This window comes from Grimontia sedimenti (assembly GCF_011045095.1).
In the GTDB taxonomy this organism is placed as follows: Bacteria; Pseudomonadota; Gammaproteobacteria; order Enterobacterales; family Vibrionaceae; genus Enterovibrio; species Enterovibrio sedimenti.
Window position 1 is genome coordinate 159,649 of sequence record NZ_JAALDL010000006.1, and the last position, 22,868, is coordinate 182,516.

Here is a 22,868-nt window from a genome sequence, read left to right on the forward strand (position 1 = left end):
CCCTTAGTAAGTACGCGCTTTCGGTGGGAAAGCTTCACGGTGTAATGGCGTCATGTTCACATCACGCTTAGACATCGCTTCTGTTTCCGGGTTGTAGATGGTGTGGCACAGCCAGTTCTCATCATCACGCTCTTGGAAGTCAAAGCGTGCATGTGCACCACGGCTCTCAGTACGGTAATTTGCCGCAACTGCTGTAGAGAATGCTGTCTCCATCAGGTTGTCCAGCTCCAGACACTCAACACGCTGAGTGTTAAATTCTGAGGACGTATCATCCAGACGTGCTTCTTTCAGACGCTCGCGGATAACTTTGAGCTCTTCCAGACCTTTTGCCATCGCATCACCTTCGCGGAATACCGAGAAGTTGTTCTGCATGCAAGATTGCAGGTCCTTACGGATTTGAACTGGGTCTTCACCTTTCTGGGTTGTATTCCAGCGGTTAACACGTGCCAGAGACGCTTCGATGTCTGACTCTGACGCATCACGTGCTTCGACTTGTGCAGCCAGAGTTTCACCCAAGTGAAGACCCGTTGCGCGGCCAAATACCACCAGATCAAGCAGAGAGTTACCGCCCAGACGGTTTGCACCGTGGACAGATACGCTAGCGATTTCACCACATGCAAACAGGCCTTGTACTTCAACATCGTTGCCGTTTGCGTCTTGCTTGATCGCTTGGCCAGAAACCTGCGTTGGTACACCGCCCATCATGTAGTGACAGGTAGGGATAACTGGGATTGGCTCTTTGATTGGATCAACGTGAGCAAATGTGCGGGACAGCTCAAGAATACCTGGCAGACGCGCTTCGAGGACGTCTTTGCCCAAGTGATCCAGTTTCAATTTAATGTGTGGACCCCATGGACCTTCACAACCGCGGCCTTCACGAATTTCAACCATCATTGAGCGTGCAACAACGTCTCGACCCGCAAGGTCTTTCGCGTTTGGTGCATAACGCTCCATGAAGCGCTCGCCATCTTTATTTAGAAGGTAACCACCTTCACCGCGACAACCTTCCGTCACGAGTACACCTGCACCTGCGATACCGGTTGGGTGGAACTGCCACATTTCCATGTCTTGCATTGGTACGCCTGCACGCAGTGCCATACCTACGCCATCACCTGTATTGATGTGTGCATTCGTCGTTGACTGGTAAATGCGGCCCGCACCGCCTGTCGCCAAGACCGTTGCCTTCGCTTTGAAGTAACAAATTTCGCCGCTTTCCATGTCCATCGCAGTTGCACCAACAACTGCGCCGTCCTGGTTTTTCACCAGATCCAACGCGTACCACTCAGAGAAGATGGTGGTCTTGTTCTTGATGTTTTGCTGGTACAAGGTGTGAAGCAGTGCGTGGCCAGTACGGTCAGCTGCTGCTGCAGTACGCGCAGCTTGCTCGCCGCCAAACGCTTTAGACTGTCCACCGAATGGGCGCTGATAAATGCGGCCGTTATCGAAACGGGAAAATGGAAGACCCATCTTTTCCAGTTCGATGATTGATTGAGGGCCGGTTTTACACATGTACTCGATAGCGTCTTGGTCACCGATGTAGTCGGAGCCTTTGACCGTGTCGTACATGTGCCATTCCCAATTATCTTCATGGGAATTACCCAGCGCTACCGTAATACCGCCTTGAGCAGAAACGGTATGAGAACGGGTTGGGAATACTTTTGACAGCAGTGCACAAGAAAGGCCCTGCTCAGAAATTTGCAGTGCCGCGCGCATACCTGCGCCACCCGCACCGATAACAATTGCGTCGAATTCTCTTACTGGAATACTCACTTACACACCCCACAATACAAAAAAGCCAGTCAACAGGTAGACAAACAGCAGCGCGACAACACCAAACTGCATAAACATACGCAGCACAGTCGGCTTGATGTAGTCAGTCAATACCTGCCACATACCAATCCAAGCGTGGATAAGTACGCAAACCAGCGCCAACATGGTGAATACTTTATTGCTTGTTTGTCCCCAGAACTCGATCCAGCTCTGATATGTCAATTCGGGACCAAACGCAAAGAATCCCACCATGTAGAGGGTGTAAAGCGTCATGATGATGGCAGTAGCACGGAGCAAGATCCAATCATGAACCCCGTTTCTGCCGAAAGAAGATACGTGTCCTACCATACTAAAATCCCCGCTAAAACAGACAGCACTGCAGTGATGATGAAACCGATTTTCGCGCTCTGCGAACCGCCTTCCATCTCTTCAAAATGGCCCATGTCCATCAACAAGTGACGGATGCCGCCAACGATGTGATAAGCAAGTGCAGTCAGAATGCCCCATAAGACAAACTTGGCGAAGAAACTGTTTACGATGTCCGAGGCGGCTTCAAAACCACTTGGGGATGATAGAGAAAGGCTTAATAGCCAGAGGAGGATGGCAACCGAGATGAAGGTGATGACACCCGACACACGGTGCGTGATAGACGCTATCGCTGTGATGGGGAAGCGAATGGTCTGAAGGTCGAGGTTTACCGGTCTTGGCTTTTTTACTTTCACGATATGGCCCACTCAGCTCCATTGAGCAAATTATAGTTATTACACTCTCTGGAATCACATCTCGCTACAGCGCCAGACCTACAACATCATTTATTACGTTTTCACGTGCCACTGCTATTAACTGCAGTTCAAGCACTGAAATCCGCATTGAAAATATCGATTTGAGCCCCGAAACGCCCCGGCTTTATGTAATATCCAGAGACCTGCCGCAGAGTATATGCCCCGTAACATTTAAACACAAACCAATAAAATTGACGGAAATCCCGAAACAGAGCATTAACTTAAAGCGCACAGAATTTTGATACTTGCGCACACCCGACAAAGTTCACTTCTGCAAATTGACATCCAATGAGACGATCGGTACAACAACGGGGTCCGTATCCGGGATAGGATTATAAAAAAACAAAGGAGAATGTTATGGCAGATAAGAAAGCTACCCTACAAATTGAAGGGAAAGCACCTATCGAACTGCCGATCAAAGGGGGCACCGTCGGTCCAGAAGTGATCGATGTACGTGCATTGGGTGCGAACGGCTTTTTTACGTTTGACCCAGGTTTCGTTGCAACAGCGTCGTGTGAGTCACAAATTACATATATTGATGGCGCAGCAGGCGTTCTATTGCACCGTGGCTACCCAATTGATCAATTAGCCAATAACGCTGACTATTTGGAAGTTTGTTACATCCTACTATATGGTGAAGCCCCAAGCCCTAAACAATACGAAGAGTTCCGTCGTATCGTAACTCGCCACACCATGGTTCACGAGCAAATTGCGAGTTTCTTCCATGGTTTCCGTCGTGACGCCCACCCAATGGCCGTTATGGTGGGTGTGGTTGGCGCACTGGCTGCGTTCTACCACGACTCTTTGGACATCAACAACGACACGCACCGCGAAATCACTGCGTTCCGTCTTCTTTCGAAGATGCCTACGCTGGCGGCGATGTGTTACAAGTACTCGATCGGACAACCGTTCATCTATCCACGTAACGATTTGGATTACGCTGAAAACTTCCTGCACATGATGTTTGCAACACCTGCAGAAGAGTACGAAGTGAATCCAGTTGTTGCGCGTGCAATGGACAAGATCTTTACCCTTCACGCAGATCACGAGCAAAATGCTTCTACGTCTACCGTTCGTCTGGCTGGTTCTTCTGGTGCAAACCCATTTGCATGTATTGCAGCAGGTATTGCTTCACTGTGGGGTCCTGCTCACGGCGGTGCTAACGAAGCGTGTCTGCGTATGCTGGAAGAAATCGGTTCTGTAGAGAACATTCCAGAGTACATTGAACGTGCTAAGGACAAAGATGACCCATTCCGTCTGATGGGCTTCGGTCACCGCGTTTACAAGAACTACGACCCGCGTGCTACCGTCATGAACGAAGCATGTCACGAAGTTCTTGATGAGCTGAAAATCAATGACCCTCTGCTGGATGTAGCAATGGAGTTGGAAAGAATTGCACTTTCTGACCCTTACTTCATCGAGAAGAAACTCTACCCGAACGTAGATTTCTACTCAGGCATCATCCTGAAAGCAATCGGTATCCCAGTGTCGATGTTCACCGTGATTTTCGCGATGTCCCGTACCATCGGCTGGATCGCTCACTGGAATGAAATGCACAGTGACCCGCAAAACCGAATCGGTCGTCCACGTCAGCTTTACACCGGTTACGACAAGCGCGATTTCAAACCTCTGAAAGACCGCGAGTAATAGGCAAAAGCCAAAGAAAAAAACGCCGCTTCTCGCGGCGTTTTTTGTTTTGTAAGCGACCTTATACTGGATTGTCGATATCGATAAAGGTCACGTCGAAACCATGCTCGTTCGCCAACCACTCGCCGAGAGCCTTCACACCATAACGCTCTGTCGCGTGGTGTCCCGCACTGAAATAATGGATACCCAATTCTCTGGCTGAGTACGTCGTACGCTCAGAAATTTCACCCGAAACGAAAGCATCCATACCTTTACTTGCTGCCAGGTCGATAAAGTCCTGACCACCACCTGTGCACCAACCTACTGTCTTGATCGACTTGGCAACACCGCTTTCAATATGGAGTGGTTCGCGATTTAATTTCATTGCCAGCAATTCGCTAAACTCCTTCGCAGACATTGCATTCGGCAACTCCCCCCAAACAGCAACCGAATTTGGATTGCCATCTTCTAAACCGCCGCGTTGCTCGATACCCAGCAGTTTTGCAAGTTGAGCGTTGTTGCCCACCTCAGGATGCACATCCAGTGGTAAATGGTAGGCATAGAGGTTAATTCCATTCTCAATCAACGCTTTGATACGCTTAAACTTCATGCCTTTGAGTGGCTCAGACTCTCCCCGCCAAAAGTAACCATGGTGAACCAGCAGCGCGTCTGCACCCTGGTCAATCGCGGCATCTATTAGCGCCTGTGAAGCAGTGACGCCGGTGACGATTTTCTTCACCTCAGCCTTCCCTTCTACCTGCATACCATTTGGGCAGTAATCTTTAATCGCGAAAGGCTTTAGAAAGTCGTTGAGGAGCGATTCGAGTTGGTAATTGTTCATGTTCTTCCTGAATCTCAGTGTCTGTTACACATATTCTAACCACCATGACGATGCAGGTGAACCTCGTTTGCTATATGCTCTCGGTACAGTTATCAAGGAAGGTCATTCATGTTCGCAGACAGTGTTCAAGTTCAACGGGATATTGCCTGGATTCAGCAGTCAACAGACATTATCGTTCAAGACGCCGCAAGCGTCGTCCCTCCCGCATTCTGGTCTTCTATTTCATTCCAGCAATTCCCAGCCTATGAGGGAGGTCAACGGATTGGTTTCTACTACCAATGGCTGATCAAACAATGTTTGCACCACAATGATACTTACCGACTGGTTGCCGAAGAATTACAGGTAGAGAGAGAAAAACGCACACTTGGTGCTGTGGATTTTGTCGTTGCAAGCCCTAACGGAGAGTTGGAACACTGGGAAGTTGCCATTAAGTTTTATCTGGCGTTTGACGGAGAATGGCGAGGCCCGAACGCTAAAGATACGTTGGCGAAGAAACACAAAAAGATGGCCGACCAACAACTGATGCTTACCGATACCGAAGAATACAAAACGCAGTTTTCCCAATACCCGATAGCCAAACGCAGACTGCTCGTTCAGGGTAGACTTTACACCAACCCTTTCTTACCTCTCAGTGATTTGCCTTCGCCTCCAGATGTGCAAGAGCAGAGCGTCAATGGATTTTGGTGTTGGCCCTCCCAATTGCCTGGGGATGTAACGTTTTTCGAGTTGACCAGAGCGCAGTGGATGGAAGCCCCCGCTTTGGAGGATCTGCCCGTATATTCGCTGCCAGAGACTGTCACCAGGGCAACGCACCTTATTGACGAAAACCGTCACCGCTGGTTTGTTGTTCCAGATAATTGGCCTTCTCTTTGAATCCCCCCCTTATTTAGATACAAAAAAACCACCGCGATGCGGTGGTTTTTCAATTCGCTGAGGAGTATTAAAGCCCTGCCGCCTTAAACACATCGCTCACGATGCTTTGTGCTTCTTTCTGGATCAGCGCAAGGTGCTCTGCGCCTTTAAAGCTTTCACAGTAAATTTTGTAAATATCTTCTGTGCCGGATGGACGCGCTGCAAACCAACCAAACTCAGTTGTCACCTTAAGACCACCAATCACCTGACCATTGCCCGGCGCATGAGTCAGTTTCGCTGTGATCGTGTCACCAGCCAAGGTTTCAGCGGTAACCATTTCCGCAGAAAGTTTGCTCAACACCGCTTTTTGCTCGCCATTTGCAGGGGCTTGCAAGCGCGCATAGCTGGAAGCACCAAACTTCGCTGCGAGCTCGTCATAGTACTGCTGTGGGTTCTTGCCTGTCACCGCGGTGATCTCTGCAGCCAGAAGGCAAAGCAGAATACCGTCTTTATCCGTAGCCCAAGCTGTGCCGTCCATACGCAGGAAAGATGCGCCTGCACTTTCTTCGCCACCAAAGCCGATGTCACCTGAATACAAGCCATCAACAAACCACTTGAAGCCCACGGGAACTTCGCACAATTTGCGACCAAGGTTAGCCACCACTTTATCGATGATTGCACTGGATACAAGTGTCTTACCTACACCGACTTCTGCGCCCCACTGCGGACGATGCTGATAAAGGTAATCGATACACACAGCAAGATAGTGGTTCGGATTCATCAGACCTGCTGGCGTGACAATGCCATGGCGGTCAAAATCAGGGTCGTTACCAAACGCCAGGTCATACTGGTCTTTGTAGGCGAGAAGACCCGCCATTGCTGAAGGTGATGAACAATCCATACGGATCACACCATCCTTATCAAGCGACATAAAGCGGAACGATGGATCCACGTCGTCATTAACCAGAGTAATGTCCAAATCAAAGTGCTCGGCGATCGCTTTCCAGTAATCAATACCCGAACCACCTAATGGATCAACACCGATACGAAGACCCGCTTTTTTGATGGCATCCATATCAACCACAGAAGCTAAATCCTGCACATATGGCAGGACCAGATCCGCTTCAACAAACAGATCACTCGCCACCGCTTCAGCAAAGGTCATACGGCGAACACCCGCCAAGCCTTCAGCAATCAGCGCATTGGCTCGCTGCTCAATAGCCTTAGTGAGATCACCTTCCGCGGGGCCACCGTGTGTTGGATTGTATTTGATGCCACCATCTTGAGGTGGGTTGTGCGAAGGCGTAATCACAATGCCATCCGCTTTATCATCGTTTTGCTGATTGTACGTCAGGATCGCGTGAGAGATGCCTGGTGTCGGTGTGTAGCCACCCTCTTTCTGAGCAATCACAGTCACGCCATTTGCCACCAGCACTTCTACAACGGAACAGAACGCTGGCTCTGACAGCGCATGGGTGTCTTTACCCACAAATAGTGGACCAGTTACACCTTTCTCTGCCCGTACTTCTGCCACTGCCTGAGCAATAGCTAAAATGTGGTGCTGGTTAAAAGTCACCTTGTCCGCACAACCGCGGTGACCGGAGGTACCGAACTCTACTTTGTGGGCGGGATTCGCTGCATCTGGTGTCAATTGGAAATAGTTCGACACCAGCATCGGAATATTATGGAGGTCTTGTTGCTGGGCTCGCTGTCCAGCGCGTTCATGGCTAGCCATTACTCGCATCCTTACAATTATTCTGACGTTACCTGTTGAGAGGCAGCATAACCACCGCACTAAACGCCCAACAGGTCTAGATATAGTGAGAGGCCCGTCAGTGACAAGGCCTCTTCATCGTTATGTTCTTTTTACACCAAACGTTGCGCGATTAGATCTCGCCGACCACTTTTTCAGTGATGTCATTGGAGAAATTCATTTTGGTCATCAACTGCTCAACCATCTGGCGCTTGCGGCCTGTATTGGTATTGGTGATCACCCAAAATGGCGTTTCCGGAATGTGTTTCGGCTTGGTCGTTTTACCGCTCTCAAGCAAAGTCTGCTCGTTATCCGCGAAGTAAACACGCGTGCGTCCTTTCAGCGCCGTTGCTTCAGCAAACGCTTGGTTATCAATACGGTACAAAGTGGAAAGCACCAGCATAAAACGACCGATGGCTTTCTCTTGCGCCGCGAATTCATCTGAGATCAACAGGGAGCGCATTTCTTTTACACGATCAACGGTGTCACTTTTGCCCGCATCTTTACTGACCACAATACCCTTTTTCTCTGGGGTCGGTGTCAACGTTGCAACGGGTTGTTGCTCCACCTGCGGTGCCATCAGCAGTCTGCGCAGAATGTCCGATGCACTTTCACCAATGTGCTGGGTCTGACTGGCAATGTACCGGTATAGCTCTTCATCAACCTCAATTGTCTTCATCGTTTGATCATCGTGTCCTGTTTACAATTCAACGCTGCGATTATACAGAGTTAGGGGTACCCGAGCCACCTCAAGATGCTGGTTTCAGTGAGAATAACTCTCTTCGTGATCGAGGTAAGGTTTTGAGTCATCATCAGGATCGTTATACTAGGCTCAACAACGAACTTTACGGGAAACACGCAGTGCAACTGAACTTTAAGATCCAGGGCGAAGGCAAGCCTCTACTGTTGATCCATGGCTTATTTGGCAGTTTGGACAACCTCGGCGGATTAGCAAAAGTATTGGCTGAACATTATCAGGTCTATCAAATTGATTTGCCCAATCATGGCCAGTCTCCGCGCTCTGAAAGCGTTGACTATGTATCCCAAGCCACCGCAGTGAAAGCATTTATTGATCAGCAGAAGCTGGAAAAAGTCACTGTTGTCGGTCACTCCATGGGTGGCAAAGTGGCCATGATGCTGGCGCAACTCTACCCGGATTATCTGGAAGATTTGGTCGTGATGGACATTGCGCCCGTCGAGTACAAAGTCCGTCGACATGATTCGGTGCTGGCTGGCCTGAATGCCAGTATGGCGCAGCCCATTTTGAGCCGAAAAGATGCAGAAGCAAAACTTGCTGAACATATTGTTGAGCCCGGCGTTCGTCAGTTTCTCTTGAAATCTCTTGCTAAAAAGGAAGACGGCACTTTTGATTGGCGTTTTAACGTCCCCACACTTGAAGCTCGTTATGCCGACATTACTGGCTGGCAAGAACACGCGATCTTCGAGGGTGATACCTTGTTTTTGAAAGGTGCGAACTCGGACTATATTTCCGCCGAACATCGCGAAGATATTGAGCGTCAGTTCCCCCGGGCCAAGGCACACGTGATTGCCAACACCGGGCATTGGTTGCACGCAGAAAAACCGGACACAGTAGCGCGTGTGATCACTCGCTTTTTAACAAACTCAGAGCGTTAACAGACCAGTCTTACTTGTGCTATAGTGCGCGGCGAAAATGGGTTCCGAACGGAGGCGGGAATGCTATACGAGCACTTCGAATTGCTCGAGAAGATAGGTCTTGATCTGCTGTTTGCAGGTATCTTCTTTTTCATTGGCATGGCAATCAAGGATGTGCTCAATGAAGGAAAAGTCCCACCTTTTGGCCGCAGAATTGTGTGGCTGGTACTTTTCCTTGGGTGCGCAGGCTTTATCACCAAAGGCGTGATCCAGCTTTTCTGGGAAGGCGTAGGCATCTAAGCCTGCCATTATGGCACCTTACAAAGATTACAACGGCAAGAAGGCATAGCCTTCTTCTACACTTTAGATTCTGGGCTGTGTATATTACGGCTCGATTAACAATAAATAGGTATTCTCTATTATGGCGAGCGTAGGTCTCTTCTTTGGTAGCGATACAGGTAACACTGAAGCTATCGCCAAGATGATTCAAAAACAACTGGGCAAGCACATGGTTCACGTTCAGGACATTGCAAAGAGCAGTAAAGAAGACATCAATAACTTCGATCTGCTTCTGCTTGGCATCCCAACCTGGTACTACGGCGAAGCGCAATGTGACTGGGACGATTTCTTCCCAGAGCTTGAGCAGATCGATTTCTCTACCAAACTAGTTGCTATCTTTGGCTGTGGTGATCAGGAAGACTACGCAGAATACTTCTGTGACGCGATGGGTACCATCCGTGACATCGTAGAAACCAAAGGCGGCACCATAATTGGTCACTGGCCGACAGAAGGTTACGAGTTCGAGGCATCGAAAGCGCTGGTTGATGACAACAACTTTGTCGGCCTATGTGTTGATGAAGACCGCCAACCAGAATTGACTTCTGCCCGCGTAGAAAAATGGGTTAACCAGGTCTACGAGGAAATGTGTCTGGCTGAGCTGGAAGGCTAATCAAGCACCATTAAAAACGCGCCAAGAGCGCGTTTTTTTATATCTGTTGGAACCACTTATGCTGGGTTTTTCTCGCGGTACTTCGGCTTTTTCCGCACATACAGCACGCGGCGTACCCGACTCACTACTTCCCCATTGGCATCCTGCACATTTACGATGAATTCCGGAAATACCTTATCTCCGTTCGCCGTCGCTTGCTGAATAGACGCAATGGTTTCCTCGGAAATGACAAACTCAGCAAACAAATCTGTGGTACCTGGTTTGATAAAATTGATATCGGCCTCTTTGTCCCAGACGAAGTATTTTTCTCCCAAGATCCCCATCAACATGAGGGCGTAAGTAGGGTCAGTCATAGAGAAAATACTGCCACCGTATTGGGTTCGATTGGCGTTTTTGTTCCACCAACGGAGTTTCAAACGAATCTTAACGTGGCGGAAATCTTCGCTAATATTCAGGATCTTAATACCCGCGCCCCAGAATGGAGGCCAACAGTTCAAGGCGAACTTCACAATGCCGGGTTTGTAGTATTTGTACACAGGAATTCCTTTTCTGGTCATACCAGTCAATACTGCCAGTTTTGCAATGCGACAACAAGCCGCAAAACCAACCAATTAGGTCAGATATTTGCCCCTTTGCACTGGCGACGTCTTATCACATTTGTTACGCTAACCATCAATTTTCCCGTTCTCTCACACAGGGAAAAAAGCAATTACGTAGGAAAGAACCGGATGTCAGATAATAACAAGGCACTAAAAGACGCAGGACTGAAAGTAACGCTGCCTCGATTGAAGATCTTAGAAGTACTGCAAGAGCCGGACTGCCAGCACATCAGTGCTGAAGATCTCTACAAAAAGCTTATCGATATCGGCGAAGAAATTGGACTTGCTACCGTATATCGCGTGCTTAACCAGTTTGACGATGCCGGAATTGTTACCCGTCACCACTTTGAAGGTGGCAAATCGGTTTTTGAACTGGCGACACAACACCACCACGACCACTTAGTCTGTCTGGACTGTGGCCGCGTTATCGAATTTACTGATGATGTCATCGAGCAGCGCCAGAAAGATATCGCAAATCAGTTCAACATCAGACTCACAAACCACAGTCTGTATCTTTATGGCCATTGCACGAAAGATGGCTGCAAAGACGACCCGAGCATTCACGACGTTTAACATCGTCGATAAACGGGCAAAAAAACCGGAGCCAAGCTCCGGTTTTTTGTTTTTAAGGCTCGTTAGTCGCCAATTTTCGCCCATGTATCGCGAAGACCGACCGTGCGGTTAAATACCAACGCACCTTCTTTGCTGTCTTTACGATCTGCGCAGAAGTAACCCATACGCTCGAACTGGTAGCCCTGCTCAGCTTCTGCTGCTTTCAGGCTTGGCTCCACATAACCACGAACCACAGTCAGTGACTCAGGGTTAATGGTCGCTGCAAAGTCATCAGCTGCGCCAGGGTTTGGCACAGTGAACAGGCGGTCATACAAGCGGATTTCCGCTTCAACACCTGCATCTGCAGATACCCAGTGGATAACACCTTTTACTTTACGGCCATCTGCCGGGTCTTTACCCAGTGTCTCTGGATCATAGGTGCAGTACACCGTGGTGATCTTGCCATCAGCATCTTTGTCACAGCGTTCAGCTTTCACTACGTATGCGTTACGAAGACGCACTTCTTTACCCAGCACCAGACGCTTGTACTTCTTGTTCGCTTCCTCGCGGAAGTCTTCAGCTTCAATCCAGATTTCGCGGCTGAATGGGATTTCACGCTCACCCATTTCTGGTTTGTTCGGGTGATTAGCTGCATTCAGCGTTTCGATTTCACCCTCTGCGTAGTTCTCGATAACCAGTTTGATTGGGTCAAGCACGGCCATCGCGCGAGGTGCGTTTTCGTTCAGGTCATCACGCACACAAGACTCCAGTGAGCTCATCTCAATGGTGTTGTCTTGTTTAGTAACACCAATACGCTTACAAAACTCACGAATTGATGCAGGCGTGTAGCCGCGACGACGCAGGCCAGAAATGGTCGGCATACGTGGGTCATCCCAACCATTAACCAGGTTTTCACTGACCAGTTGGCTAAGCTTACGCTTTGACATCACGGTGTATTCCAGGTTCAGACGGCTAAACTCGTACTGACGTGGCTGACACTCAATAGTGATGTTCTCCAGAACCCAGTCGTACAGACGGCGGTTGTCCTGGAATTCCAGCGTACACAGCGAGTGAGTAATGCCTTCAATCGCATCTGAAATACAGTGCGTGAAGTCATACATTGGGTAAATGCACCACTTATCACCGGTCTGGTGATGGTGTGCAAAACGTACGCGATAGAGCACTGGATCACGCATGACCATAAATGGTGAAGCCATATCAATTTTTGCACGCAGACAGGCTTTGCCTTCAGCAAATTCGCCGTTCTTCATTTTATCGAACAGCGCCAGATTTTCTTCCACAGTGCGATCGCGGTATGGACTGTGTTTACCTGCTTCCTTCAGGGTGCCACGGTATTCGCGGATCTCATCAGGGCTCAGTTCTTCAACATAAGCCAAACCTTTTTCGATCAGTTCTACCGCATACCCGTGGAGACGGTCGAAGTAGTCAGACGAATAACAAACTTCACCATCCCATTGGAAGCCCAGCCAGTTCACATCGTTCTTGATAGACTCAACGAACTCGATGTCTTCTTTCTCTGGGTTGGTATCGTCAAAACGCAGGTTGCACTGACCCTGGTAATCTTGGGCGATACCAAAGTTCAGACAGATCGACTTTGCGTGACCGATGTGCAGGTAGCCATTTGGCTCTGGCGGGAAACGCGTGTGAACAGTGTTATGAACACCACCTGACAAATCTTTATCAATGATTTGACGGATAAAGTTAGTTGGACGAGCCTCAGACTCACTCATCAAAAAATACCTCGTTGGAAGATCCAGATCTTATACCCAGGCGAACTTGAGATGCTGTCGTTCAGCGCCTTGGTTGAATAGACTTTAAATAACGCCCAATAATCCCCGATCGTGGCTATTTACTCAACCACTACTGAACGCTCTCACGCCATTTGAACAAAAAAAAGCCCGCGAAGCGCGGGCTTTGATGCTTTAAGGGGGAAATTACAGAGAAACTGCACGACCTTCGCGTTGTTTATCTGCACTCAATGCACGCACTTCTACGTTAGCATTGTTGTCAAGAGCTACCGGAGCGACGTAGTCCATCCAAGATTGACCACCATCTACAGAGTATTGCATTGGCAGACCCGGCATGCTGATGTTCATGTGCAGTTTGCCGTCTTGCATGATGGCGCCTGGAACAGGAATGCGGTAGTTGATACCTGATGCATCCAGTTTCGCCATTTCGCGCTGACCCATCACATTGGCAAAGCGCGTCCAGTCTTGCAGTTGCGCATCTTTATTAACGTGAGAAGTCTCTTGGTTGAATTGCTTACCCAATTGGTAATCCAATTCCCAGTCTGCTTTGTGCCATGCACGCTCAGCGGCGGCAATCACACGAGGGAATACCATGTATTCGTATTGCTCGTCAGTACGAACGGTTTCACTCCAAAGTTGTGCAGACAGACCGTGGAAGCCTTCGTTGTATTCAACGGTACCTTTACCATTGAATCCGTTACCATCGCGGTCCACAGATGTTTCTGCGTTCTGAGGCAAGTTTTCTGGCGCGAACCCAAACATCTTGCGAGTGTCAGTTGCACGGGTTGCCCAGTAGTAACCACGCTCTTTCGGGTCTACTTCGTATGGCATATCCATGTACACGTAGTCTGGGTTAGAGACGATCAGGTCGTAACCTTTTGCAGCCCAGTCGTATGCAGATGCATCACCGCCCCAGTACAGCACATCCCAGAAATTCACGCGGGTGTTTTCAGTTTTGAACGCTGAAGCATCTTTTGAGTACTTCAGGCCGTCTTGCCATGCCTGGAAGTTCTCAATGCCTTGCTCAGCAACTGCACCACTCACTTTCTCTGCAAAGAAGCTTGGTAGGTGACCAAAATCAGATACCACACCTTCTTCGATCAACTTCTGGCACATTGGAGACTTAGCGAATGGCTTGTCTTGCTGGCTCAGGTCAATATTGCCTTTCCACGCTACCTGGTCAGTTGCGTTGATATCTTGGAAACCTGCGTTCAGTTTGATGTTCTTCGCTTCGTCACCACCGAAATGCCAAGTGTTAAGCGGCATACCAGCAGCGTCATGCATCGCTTTTACTTCAGCGATCACTTTGTTCACGAAGTTCATGGACGAGTCCATACATGGGTTGATGAAGCTGCGCTTATCGTAGAACTGAACCGTGGTTACGTTAGACGTATCTTGCGGATCCATCAGACGAAATTCTTCTGCTTTCGCCAGATCGCCCTGCTCTGCATATTTCTGGTAACGCGCTTCCATAGAAACCACCGCCGCACGTGAGTGCGCAGGCATGTCGATTTCTGGAATCACTTCAATACCACGTGCTTTCGCATGACGCAGAATTTCCATGTAATCCGCTTTCGAGAAGTAGCCAGAACCAAAGTTGTCAGTGCTTGGACCTGAGCCCAACTGAGGCAGAAGACATGATGTTTCGCTCAGGTCGTGACAGCGGTTTGCACCTACGTCAGTTAGCTCAGGCAGACCTGGGATTTCCAAGCGCCAGCCTTCATCATCCGTCAGGTGAAGGTGTAGTTTGTTCAGCTTGTATGCCGCCATTTGATCGATAGTGCGCAGCATCGCTTCCTTCGAGTGGAAGTTACGCGCAACATCTACCATCACACCGCGGTATTCAAAACGAGGCGCATCTTCAATCGCTACCCAAGGCAGCATCTCGTCGTCACCGTTGTCCATCAGCGCCAGCATAGATTGCAGACCGTAGAATGCACCCACACTGTCGAAGCCCAGCACGTCAACACCACCAGCATTCACTGCCAGTTTGTATGCGCCTGATACCGCTTCTTTGCCTTCGAACGCATTAGAATCAACATTGATGTTCAGCGCGATATCACCCTCAACATTCACGCCCAGAAGCTCAGCGCGCTTTTCGAATGCCGCCAGTTGGTCAGCATCCAATGCGTTGTTGGTTACTGCGAAGCCTGAGGCAATGTGCAACGCGCCACGCATTTGCTTGGTTTTCAGCGGAGTTGGAATGATAGAGGCTTCAATTGCACCTTCTGCCAGTGCGGCGACATCGCTGTTTTTCGCATAACGGGATGCAGCAGTCGCCAGAATGTTGTTATCTTCCGGCGTGCGCTTCCAGTTCTTACCTTCGATCTCTGTCACGTAAGCGTCGACGTTTTCTGTATTCAGCGAAGCAATCGCTTTAGGAATAGCATTACCTGCGGTCACGTATGCACGAGGCATAAAATCAGTTTCAAACAGCGTCCAGTATTCCTGAACAAGTGGGATCTCAATCGTTTCGCCAGCAGCAAAACCATCGAAAGACGCTGTTGGGGTCATCACATAAAGATCACCGGTGATGTGTTCAATCGCGAAGTCTTTGTTTTCAACATCCAGAATGACACGAATACTGTGCAGGTAAATTTTCCAGTCATTGCCGGAAACCGCTTCACCATCATTAACCACAGTCATCAGGATCTTGTTACAAGACGCCCACTCTGCGCCCATATCCTGACATGCCATGCCTTCCTGTGCACCGTGGTTTGTCTCCACGTCGTAACTGATGTTCAGCTGAGAAGCCAGTACATCAACCTTTCCTTGTTGCGCTGCGTCTGACTGCAGAGAACTGCAACCAGCCAGACCAGAAGCAATCGCAACAGACAAGATACCCATCTTAAATGTTTTGTTCATTGTTCATTTTCCCTACGAATAGCCTTAAAAAAGGCCCAAAAAAAGCCGACCCCGTTAGAGGCCGGCTATGTTGACTGTTTAGTCAGTATTTTTTATTAAGGCAGTTTTACGTCAGACAGGTCTTCAGTAGTGCCGACTTTTTTCATTTCGCCAGCAACGATTTCTGCCAGTGGGCCCAGAATAACCTGAAGGTTGTTGGTACCCAGTTTAACAACACCCATCGCACCCAGTGCTTTCAGTGTTTTCTCGTCGATTTGGCTGCCGTCTTTAACAGTCAGGCGCAGACGAGTAATACATGCATCGATGTTAGTCAGGTTGTCGTGACCACCCAGAGCTTTCAGGTATTGACGAGCCAGAACACCAGTTTCTGCTGAACCTTGAACGTCTGAAGAAGTTTCGTCATCTTCTTCACGACCTGGAGTTGCCAGGTTGAACTTCAGGATAGCTGCACGGAATACGGTGTAGTAGATAACCGAGAACACCAGACCTTGAGCAATCAGCATGTACCAGTTAACCGCCAGTGGGTTACGGGTAGACAGAACCATATCCACCAGACCTGCAGAGAAGCCGAAGCCCGCAATCCACTGCATAGATGCTGCGATGTATACAGAGATACCAGTCAGCAGTGCGTGCAGTACGTACAGACCAGGTGCGAGGAACATGAATGAGAATTCCAGAGGCTCAGTTACACCGGTGAAGAAAGATGCGAAAGCAGCAGCCAGCATGATAGATGCAACTTTCTCTTTGTTTTCTGGCTTCGCACAGTGGTAGATAGCCAGTGCCGCACCTGGCAGACCAAACATCATGATTGGGAAGAAGCCCGCCTGGTACATACCAGTCACACCTACAACGCCAGTGCCTTCAGCGATAGACTTAGCACCGCCCAGGAAGTTAGGGATGTCGTTGATGCCAGCAACGTCGAACCAGAATACTGAGTTCAGAGCGTGGTGCAGACCAACAGGGATCAGAAGACGGTTGAAGAACGCGTATACACCCGCACCCAGCTCGCCCATACCTTGGATGCCTTCACCGAAGCTTACCAGACCGCCGTATACGGTTGGCCATACGTACATCAGGATGAACGCGATGAAGATACCAGCAAAAGAGGTCAGGATAGGTACAAGACGCTTACCAGAGAAGAACGCCAGTGCTTTGTGCAGTTCAACATGTGAGAAACGGTTGTACAGTTCAGCAGATACGATACCAACCAAGATACCTACGAACTGGTTGTTGATCTTACCGAATGCTGCAGGTACTGCGCTTGGGTCGATGCCCTGAATTTGCGCAACCGCACCTGGAGACAGCAGCGTGGTCACAACGAGGAAACCAACGAAGCCTGACAGTGCAGCTGCACCATCTTTATCTTTAGACATACCGTACGCAACACCAACCGCGAACAGTACAGACATGTTATCGATGATTGCGGCGCCCGCTTTGATCAAGAATGCTGCCAGTGCGCTGTTCGCACCCCAGCCATTCGGGTCAATCCAGTAACCAACACCCATCAGAATTGCAGCAGCAGGAAGCGTGGCGACTGGCACCATCAGCGCTTTACCTACTTTTTGGAAATAACCGAGAATATTCACCTTTGTTCCCCCTATAGTGGTTCTTTCTCAGATGTGTAATGACAACATGGGACTTTTTTTACTATCCAATGTGAGTCAGGAGGAGTTTATTCCATTAATTTCGCCCCGCAAATTAAAACGGATGCAATTGTGATTATCGTCACTCAAAACACTACAAGATCGGGTTTTTTGCTAGCACGCTCATAAAACTTATTTTATGATGAAAACTAAGATACAAATCCACTATCATGTATAGTCAGAATTTGAATTAACTGAGAGGTGTCCCGTGAGACTTATCCCGCTACAAACAGCACATGAAGTAGGCCTTTGGTCAGCACGCCATATCGTTGATACGATTAACAAATTTGCCCCAACCGAAGATCGTCCGTTTGTTCTTGGCCTGCCAACCGGTGGCACCCCTCTGAACACTTATAAGCAACTGATTAACCTTCATAAGCAGGGCGAAGTAAGCTTCAAACACGTGGTGACTTTCAACATGGACGAGTACTGTGGCATCCCTGCAGACCACCCAGAGTCATACCGCAGCTTCATGTACAACAACTTCTTCAATCACATTGATATTCAAGAAGAAAACATCAATCTGCTGAACGGTAACGCAGAAGATCACTACGCTGAGTGCAAGCGCTACGAAGACAAGATCAAATCTTACGGCAAAATTAACCTGTTCATGGGTGGCGTAGGTAACGACGGTCACATCGCATTTAACGAACCAGCGTCTTCTTTGTCTTCACGCACCCGTATCAAGACACTGACTGAAGACACACGCATTGCAAACTCGCGCTTCTTCGATAACGATATCAACCAGGTACCTAAGCACGCGCTGACTATCGGTGTTGGTACACTGCTTGACGCTGAAGAAGTCATGATTCTGATCACCGGTCACAATAAGTCACTGGCACTGCAAGCAGCTGTTGAAGGTTCAGTAAACCACCTGTGGACTGTATCTGCACTGCAACTGCATCCTAAAGCGCTGATGGTATGTGATGAGCCATCAACTGCTGAGCTGAAAGTGAAGACGGTTAAGTACTTCCAAGAGCTGGAAGCAGAAAACATCAAGAACCTGTAAGGGAAGGAAGTATTCATGTACGCACTGACAAACTGCCGAATTTTCACCGGTAGCGAAGTGCTGGATAATCATGCCGTTGTCGTTGATGGCGGCTTGATCCAGAACATCTGCCCAGAAAATGACTTGCCAGAAGGCATTGAAACCCGTTCATTGGACGGCGCATTCCTGACTCCTGGTTTCATCGACCTGCAACTGAACGGTTGTGGCGGTGTAATGTTCAACGACGAAGTGACGGCGGACACCATCCGGACGATGCACTTGGCAAACCTCAAGTCTGGCTGCACTAGCTTCCTGCCTACCCTGATCACATCTTCTGACGAAGATATGAAGGCATCTGTCAGTGCGATTCGTGATTACCAAGAGCAGTACGCTAACCAAGCGCTTGGCCTGCACCTGGAAGGTCCTTACCTGAATGTTGCCAAAAAAGGCATTCACAGCGTGGATTACATCCGCCGCTCTGATGATGCCATGATTGACTTCATCGCGGCTAACGCCGACGTGGTAACGAAAGTCACATTGGCACCTGAGCTAACACCTTCGGAACATATCGAAAAGCTGGCAAAAGCAGGCATCGTAGTTTCAGCAGGTCACACCAACGCTAGCTACGTTGAAGCACGCGAAGGTTTCAAAGCAGGTATCACGTTCGCGACTCACCTGTTCAACGCAATGACCCCAATCGCGGGTCGTGAGCCAGGAATGGTTGGTGCAATCTACGACACACCAGAGGTTTACACCGGTGTTATCGCTGACGGTTTCCACGTTGACTATGCAAACATCCGCATTGCACACAAACTCAAGGGTGAAAAACTTGTTCTGGTTACCGACGCAGCAGCGCCTGCAGGAGCAGACATGGATCACTTTATTTTTGTTGGCAAGAAAGTATATTACCGAGATGGTAAGTGTGTTGATGAAAATGGCACGCTTGGCGGTTCGGCATTGACCATGATTGAAGCAGTACAGAACTCTGTCGAACATGTAGGCATCGCTTTGGATGAAGCGGTACGCATGGCAACCTTGTATCCTGCACGAGCAATCGGCATGGATGACAAGCTTGGCGCTATCAAACAAGGATATGTGGCCAACCTGACCGTGTTCGACCGTGAATTCAATGTCAAAGCGACTGTGGTTAACGGCGAATACACATTGAATTAGGAAACTTATGACAGGCGGACAAATTGGTAACGTAGATCTGGTTAAACAGCTAAACGGTGCCGCCGTTTATCGACTCATCGACCAACAAGGGCCGATTTCTCGAATCCAAATTGCTGATGTAAGCAGCCTTGCACCAGCCAGTGTTACCAAAATCACCCGCCAGTTACTGGAGCGCGGCTTAATCAAAGAAGTCGCGCAACAGGCTTCCACCGGTGGCCGACGAGCCATATCGCTGACCACCGAATGTGCACCTTTTCACTCGTTGGCCGTCCGCCTTGGACGTGATCGCATCGAACTGACCTTATTCGACCTCGCTGGTAATCCGCTGGCAGAGCATGACGAACCATTTCACTACCCTAATCAGGACACACTGATTGAGGGGCTGATCTACAAGCTTCATACCTTCCTTGCATCAAACCAAGACGTCGTCAGAGAGCTGATTGCGGTGGCCATTTCCTTGCCAGGTCTTGTCGATGCTGAAGCGGGTATCGTTGAATACATGCCACATATTACGATTGATAAACTACCGCTTAGTGACTTAATTCGTGATGAGTTTGGCGTGCAGTGTTTCATTGGAAATGACACACGTGGTCAGGCATTGGCAGAACATTATTTCGGGGTGAGTAAAAATTACTACGACACCCTGCTGGTAAGTGTTCATAACGGCGCAGGTGCCGGTATTATCGTTAACGGTCAGGTGTTTCTGGGCTATAACCGTAACGTAGGCGAGATTGGCCACATCCAAATTGATCCACTCGGCAAGAAATGCCAGTGCGGCAACTTTGGCTGTTTGGAAACTGTTGCCTCCAACCCTGCGATCATTGAACATGCTCAACAGTTGTTGGCCCAAGGCCACGACAGCATGTTACAAGGAAAGAAAGATTTGAACGTATCAGACATCTGCCGTGCTGCTGTGGCTGGCGATGAGCTGGCACGTCAGGTTCTGGTGAAAGTGGGTAACCATCTTGGCAAAGCGATCGCCATGACCATCAACCTGTTTAACCCCCAACAAGTGGTTATCTCAGGCGAAATCACGGAAGCAAAGAGCGTTGTTTTCCCCGCGATTCAACGCTGTATTGAAAACCAATCTCTGCGTACCTTCCATCAGAACCTCCCTATCGTTGCGGCAGGGCTTTCTTCAACGCCAACACTCGGCGCATTCGCTCTGGTTAAGCGTGCTATGTTGAACGGAGCGTTGCTTCAAAAACTGCTGGAAGACTAGAAACTCATACTGATGCTGAATTAAGCGCATAGTTTGCAAAATGTTACAAAGGCAATGCTGGTGACCAGCGTTGCCTTTGTTTTATCATTGCAACCAACTTTTCAGAGTTGATACTCAGCATTTCCGTTTTCAGCTCTCACCTTCTTTCTAGGACGTTTACAGGTTTATGGATTTAGTCATTATTGCTGTCGCATTCATCAGCGGCTTTCTTATGCTCCGCTGTCAAATGCCACCTCTTGTTGGCTTTCTGATCGCTGGCTTTGTCTTGCATGCAGCGGGTTACACAAGTACACCGTTGATTCAAACCCTGGCAGATCTTGGTGTCACCCTATTGCTGTTTACGATCGGCTTGAAGCTTGATGTCAAATCCCTACTGAACAAAGAAGTCTGGCTCGGAGCAACGCTCCATAACATGGCAACCACTGCCCTCTTTACTCTGTGCTTGGTGGCCTTAAAAGGCATCGGCATGTCGACATTTGCCAGTCTGAATCTCAATGATCTTGCTCTGATTGCTTTCGCTCTTTCCTTTTCCAGCACCGTTTTTGCCATTAAAGCCCTTCAAGAAAAAGGTGAGATGAACGCAACCTACGGCACACTCGCTATTGGTATCCTCATCATGCAGGATATTTTTGCAGTGATTTTCCTTACCATAGCTTCAGGCAAAGTACCGGGTGTTGAAGCACTGTTGTTGTTTGCTTTGCCTCTCGCCCGCCCTTTGCTGTTTAAACTGCTCGACAGGGCGGGCCATGGCGAAGTGCTGGTGCTTTACGCCGTGTTCCTAGCGTTGGTCGCTGGCGCTGGCTTATTCGATGCAGTTGGTATGAAGCCAGACCTAGGTGCCCTTATTCTGGGGATGTTAATGGCAGGTCACACCCGCGCGTCGGAAATGGCAAAATCCTTATTCAACCTAAAAGAACTCTTTTTAGTTTGTTTCTTCCTAAACATTGGCCTGTCAGAACAACCAACACTTCAAGGCTTTTTCATCGCAGTAATACTTCTCTTCCTTCTGCCGCTTAAAGGCCTTTTGTATTACTTTATTTTCAGCGGGTTTAAATTCCGCGTGCGCACATCACTCTTCGCTACTCTGACTTTGTTTAACTACAGTGAGTTTGGTTTGATCGTTGGCGGTATCGCCTACCAGATGGGCATCATGCCTGGCAGCGTGTTAGTGGCGATTGCCATTGCTGTTTCTTTGTCTTTCGTTTTGGCTGCGCCTCTCAACACCTTCAGCCATAGAATTTACGCCTATGCGTCTGACAAGCTTCACGACCCCAACCCCAATAAGCTGCACCACAACGACCAACTTATCAGCTTGGGTAACGCTCGAGTCGTTATCCTTGGAATGGGACGTATCGGCACTGGTGCTTACGACGAACTGTCGGATGATTACCCACAAGCCGTGCTTGGTATCGAAGCACGTGAGGATTCCGTTGAACGCCACCGCAGTGAAGGGCGGGACGTCATTCTGGGAGATGCAACGGACCCCGATTTCTGGTCTCGGGTAACGTCTTCTAAACAAATTGAATTGATCTTATTGGCAATGCCAAACAGTCATGCCAACACCATTGCTATGGAGCAAATCAACCAGCTCAACTTTAAAGGCAGAGTAGCAGCTATCGCACGTTACGCTGACGAACTGGAACAACTCAAAGCGCTTGGTGTTAATGAGGCCTATAACATATACCGAGAAGCAGGTTCCGGCTTCGCTCGACATGTGAAAGAGCATATGCCTCACTAGGCTAACTTTGTCCCCCTAACCTTTTGAAAGCGCCATTTCATACTTGAAATTGGCGTTTTTTTAATCACCACCTAACCACCATTCACCTAAATACCGCATTTGATAAATTATTTCTAATCACACACTAAGTTT

20 protein-coding genes are annotated in these 22,868 nt (G+C 48.8%); 10 read left to right on the plus strand and 10 right to left on the minus strand.

Annotation, left to right across the window (positions count from 1 at the left end; all coding sequences use genetic code 11):
• Nucleotides 1–3 precede the first annotated feature (3 nt).
• From sdhA to sdhC, 3 genes are read right to left on the minus strand one after another with little or no spacing between them, the layout of a single operon-like run.
• A complete protein-coding gene (gene sdhA, locus G5S52_RS10440) occupies nt 4–1,770 on the minus strand; it encodes a succinate dehydrogenase flavoprotein subunit (protein WP_165013344.1) in 1,767 nt (588 codons plus the stop codon).
• Nucleotides 1,771–2,118 (minus strand): succinate dehydrogenase, hydrophobic membrane anchor protein, encoded by a 348-nt coding sequence (gene sdhD / locus G5S52_RS10445; RefSeq protein WP_002539568.1) that lies wholly within the window; start codon nt 2,116–2,118, stop codon nt 1,771–1,773.
• The gene (gene sdhC, locus G5S52_RS10450) at nt 2,112–2,504 is read right to left on the minus strand and encodes a succinate dehydrogenase cytochrome b556 subunit (protein ID WP_165013346.1); all 393 of its coding nucleotides are present in this window, start codon (nt 2,502–2,504) and stop codon (nt 2,112–2,114) included. Before sdhC ends, sdhD begins: the two co-directional genes overlap by 7 nt.
• Nucleotides 2,505–2,909: 405 nt before the next feature.
• Here sdhC and G5S52_RS10455 point away from each other — a divergent pair, with 405 nt between their 5' ends.
• Nucleotides 2,910–4,199 carry a citrate synthase gene (locus G5S52_RS10455; protein ID WP_002539570.1) on the plus strand — a complete coding sequence of 430 codons (1,290 nt, stop codon included), beginning with the start codon at nt 2,910–2,912 and terminating at the stop codon, nt 4,197–4,199.
• Between the two features lie 61 nt (nt 4,200–4,260).
• Here G5S52_RS10455 and G5S52_RS10460 read toward each other — a convergent pair whose 3' ends face one another.
• Nucleotides 4,261–5,019, minus strand: a complete 759-nt coding sequence (locus tag G5S52_RS10460) for a Nif3-like dinuclear metal center hexameric protein (RefSeq protein WP_165013356.1) — start codon at nt 5,017–5,019, stop codon at nt 4,261–4,263.
• Between the two features lie 108 nt (nt 5,020–5,127).
• Between G5S52_RS10460 and G5S52_RS10465 the strand changes: the two genes are divergently transcribed.
• Nucleotides 5,128–5,892, plus strand: coding sequence for a DUF1853 family protein (locus G5S52_RS10465; RefSeq protein ID WP_165013358.1), 765 nt, complete (start codon nt 5,128–5,130; stop codon nt 5,890–5,892).
• Nucleotides 5,893–5,959: 67 nt separating this feature from the next.
• Here G5S52_RS10465 and pgm read toward each other — a convergent pair whose 3' ends face one another.
• Both pgm and seqA read right to left on the minus strand, forming a co-directional pair.
• Complete coding sequence (gene pgm, locus G5S52_RS10470; protein ID WP_165013360.1) at nt 5,960–7,606, minus strand: phosphoglucomutase (alpha-D-glucose-1,6-bisphosphate-dependent); 1,647 nt, start codon at nt 7,604–7,606, stop codon at nt 5,960–5,962.
• Nucleotides 7,607–7,757: 151 nt separating this feature from the next.
• Complete coding sequence (seqA, locus tag G5S52_RS10475) at nt 7,758–8,303, minus strand: replication initiation negative regulator SeqA (protein ID WP_165013362.1); 546 nt, start codon at nt 8,301–8,303, stop codon at nt 7,758–7,760.
• A 182-nt stretch (nt 8,304–8,485) separates the two neighbouring features.
• Here seqA and G5S52_RS10480 point away from each other — a divergent pair, with 182 nt between their 5' ends.
• From G5S52_RS10480 to fldA, 3 genes are all read left to right on the plus strand, one after another.
• Nucleotides 8,486–9,259, plus strand: coding sequence for an alpha/beta fold hydrolase (locus G5S52_RS10480; RefSeq protein WP_165013364.1), 774 nt, complete (start codon nt 8,486–8,488; stop codon nt 9,257–9,259).
• A gap of 60 nt (nt 9,260–9,319) precedes the next feature.
• Nucleotides 9,320–9,538, plus strand: coding sequence for a DUF2788 domain-containing protein (locus G5S52_RS10485; protein WP_002539576.1), 219 nt, complete (start codon nt 9,320–9,322; stop codon nt 9,536–9,538).
• A gap of 121 nt (nt 9,539–9,659) precedes the next feature.
• On the plus strand, nt 9,660–10,187 hold the full coding sequence (fldA, locus tag G5S52_RS10490; RefSeq protein WP_046305712.1) for a flavodoxin FldA: 528 nt from the start codon (nt 9,660–9,662) through the stop codon (nt 10,185–10,187).
• Nucleotides 10,188–10,243: 56 nt separating this feature from the next.
• Here the strand turns inward: fldA and G5S52_RS10495 are convergent, their stop codons facing one another.
• Nucleotides 10,244–10,723 (minus strand): DUF4442 domain-containing protein, encoded by a 480-nt coding sequence (locus tag G5S52_RS10495; RefSeq protein WP_165013366.1) that lies wholly within the window; start codon nt 10,721–10,723, stop codon nt 10,244–10,246.
• 192 nt (nt 10,724–10,915) lie between these two features.
• On the opposite strand from G5S52_RS10495, the gene fur reads away from it, so the two are divergent.
• Nucleotides 10,916–11,359 (plus strand): ferric iron uptake transcriptional regulator, encoded by a 444-nt coding sequence (fur, locus tag G5S52_RS10500; protein ID WP_002539579.1) that lies wholly within the window; start codon nt 10,916–10,918, stop codon nt 11,357–11,359.
• A gap of 62 nt (nt 11,360–11,421) precedes the next feature.
• Here fur and glnS read toward each other — a convergent pair whose 3' ends face one another.
• The 3 genes from glnS to nagE form a co-directional block, all read right to left on the minus strand.
• A complete protein-coding gene (gene glnS / locus G5S52_RS10505) occupies nt 11,422–13,089 on the minus strand; it encodes a glutamine--tRNA ligase (RefSeq protein ID WP_165013368.1) in 1,668 nt (555 codons plus the stop codon).
• A 204-nt stretch (nt 13,090–13,293) separates the two neighbouring features.
• On the minus strand, nt 13,294–15,972 hold the full coding sequence (locus G5S52_RS10510) for a beta-N-acetylhexosaminidase (protein WP_165013370.1): 2,679 nt from the start codon (nt 15,970–15,972) through the stop codon (nt 13,294–13,296).
• A gap of 95 nt (nt 15,973–16,067) precedes the next feature.
• On the minus strand, nt 16,068–17,558 hold the full coding sequence (nagE, locus tag G5S52_RS10515; protein WP_002539582.1) for an N-acetylglucosamine-specific PTS transporter subunit IIBC: 1,491 nt from the start codon (nt 17,556–17,558) through the stop codon (nt 16,068–16,070).
• 265 nt (nt 17,559–17,823) lie between these two features.
• Here nagE and nagB point away from each other — a divergent pair, with 265 nt between their 5' ends.
• From nagB to G5S52_RS10535, 4 genes are all read left to right on the plus strand, one after another.
• A complete protein-coding gene (gene nagB, locus G5S52_RS10520; RefSeq protein WP_002539584.1) occupies nt 17,824–18,624 on the plus strand; it encodes a glucosamine-6-phosphate deaminase in 801 nt (266 codons plus the stop codon).
• Between the two features lie 15 nt (nt 18,625–18,639).
• Nucleotides 18,640–19,776 (plus strand): N-acetylglucosamine-6-phosphate deacetylase, encoded by a 1,137-nt coding sequence (nagA, locus tag G5S52_RS10525; RefSeq protein ID WP_165013372.1) that lies wholly within the window; start codon nt 18,640–18,642, stop codon nt 19,774–19,776.
• Between the two features lie 7 nt (nt 19,777–19,783).
• Nucleotides 19,784–20,998: a DNA-binding transcriptional regulator NagC gene (gene nagC, locus G5S52_RS10530; protein ID WP_002539586.1), complete on the plus strand. Its 1,215-nt coding sequence runs from the start codon at nt 19,784–19,786 to the stop codon at nt 20,996–20,998.
• Between the two features lie 166 nt (nt 20,999–21,164).
• A complete protein-coding gene (locus G5S52_RS10535; RefSeq protein ID WP_165013374.1) occupies nt 21,165–22,736 on the plus strand; it encodes a cation:proton antiporter family protein in 1,572 nt (523 codons plus the stop codon).
• The last annotated feature ends 132 nt before the right edge of the window (nt 22,737–22,868 follow it).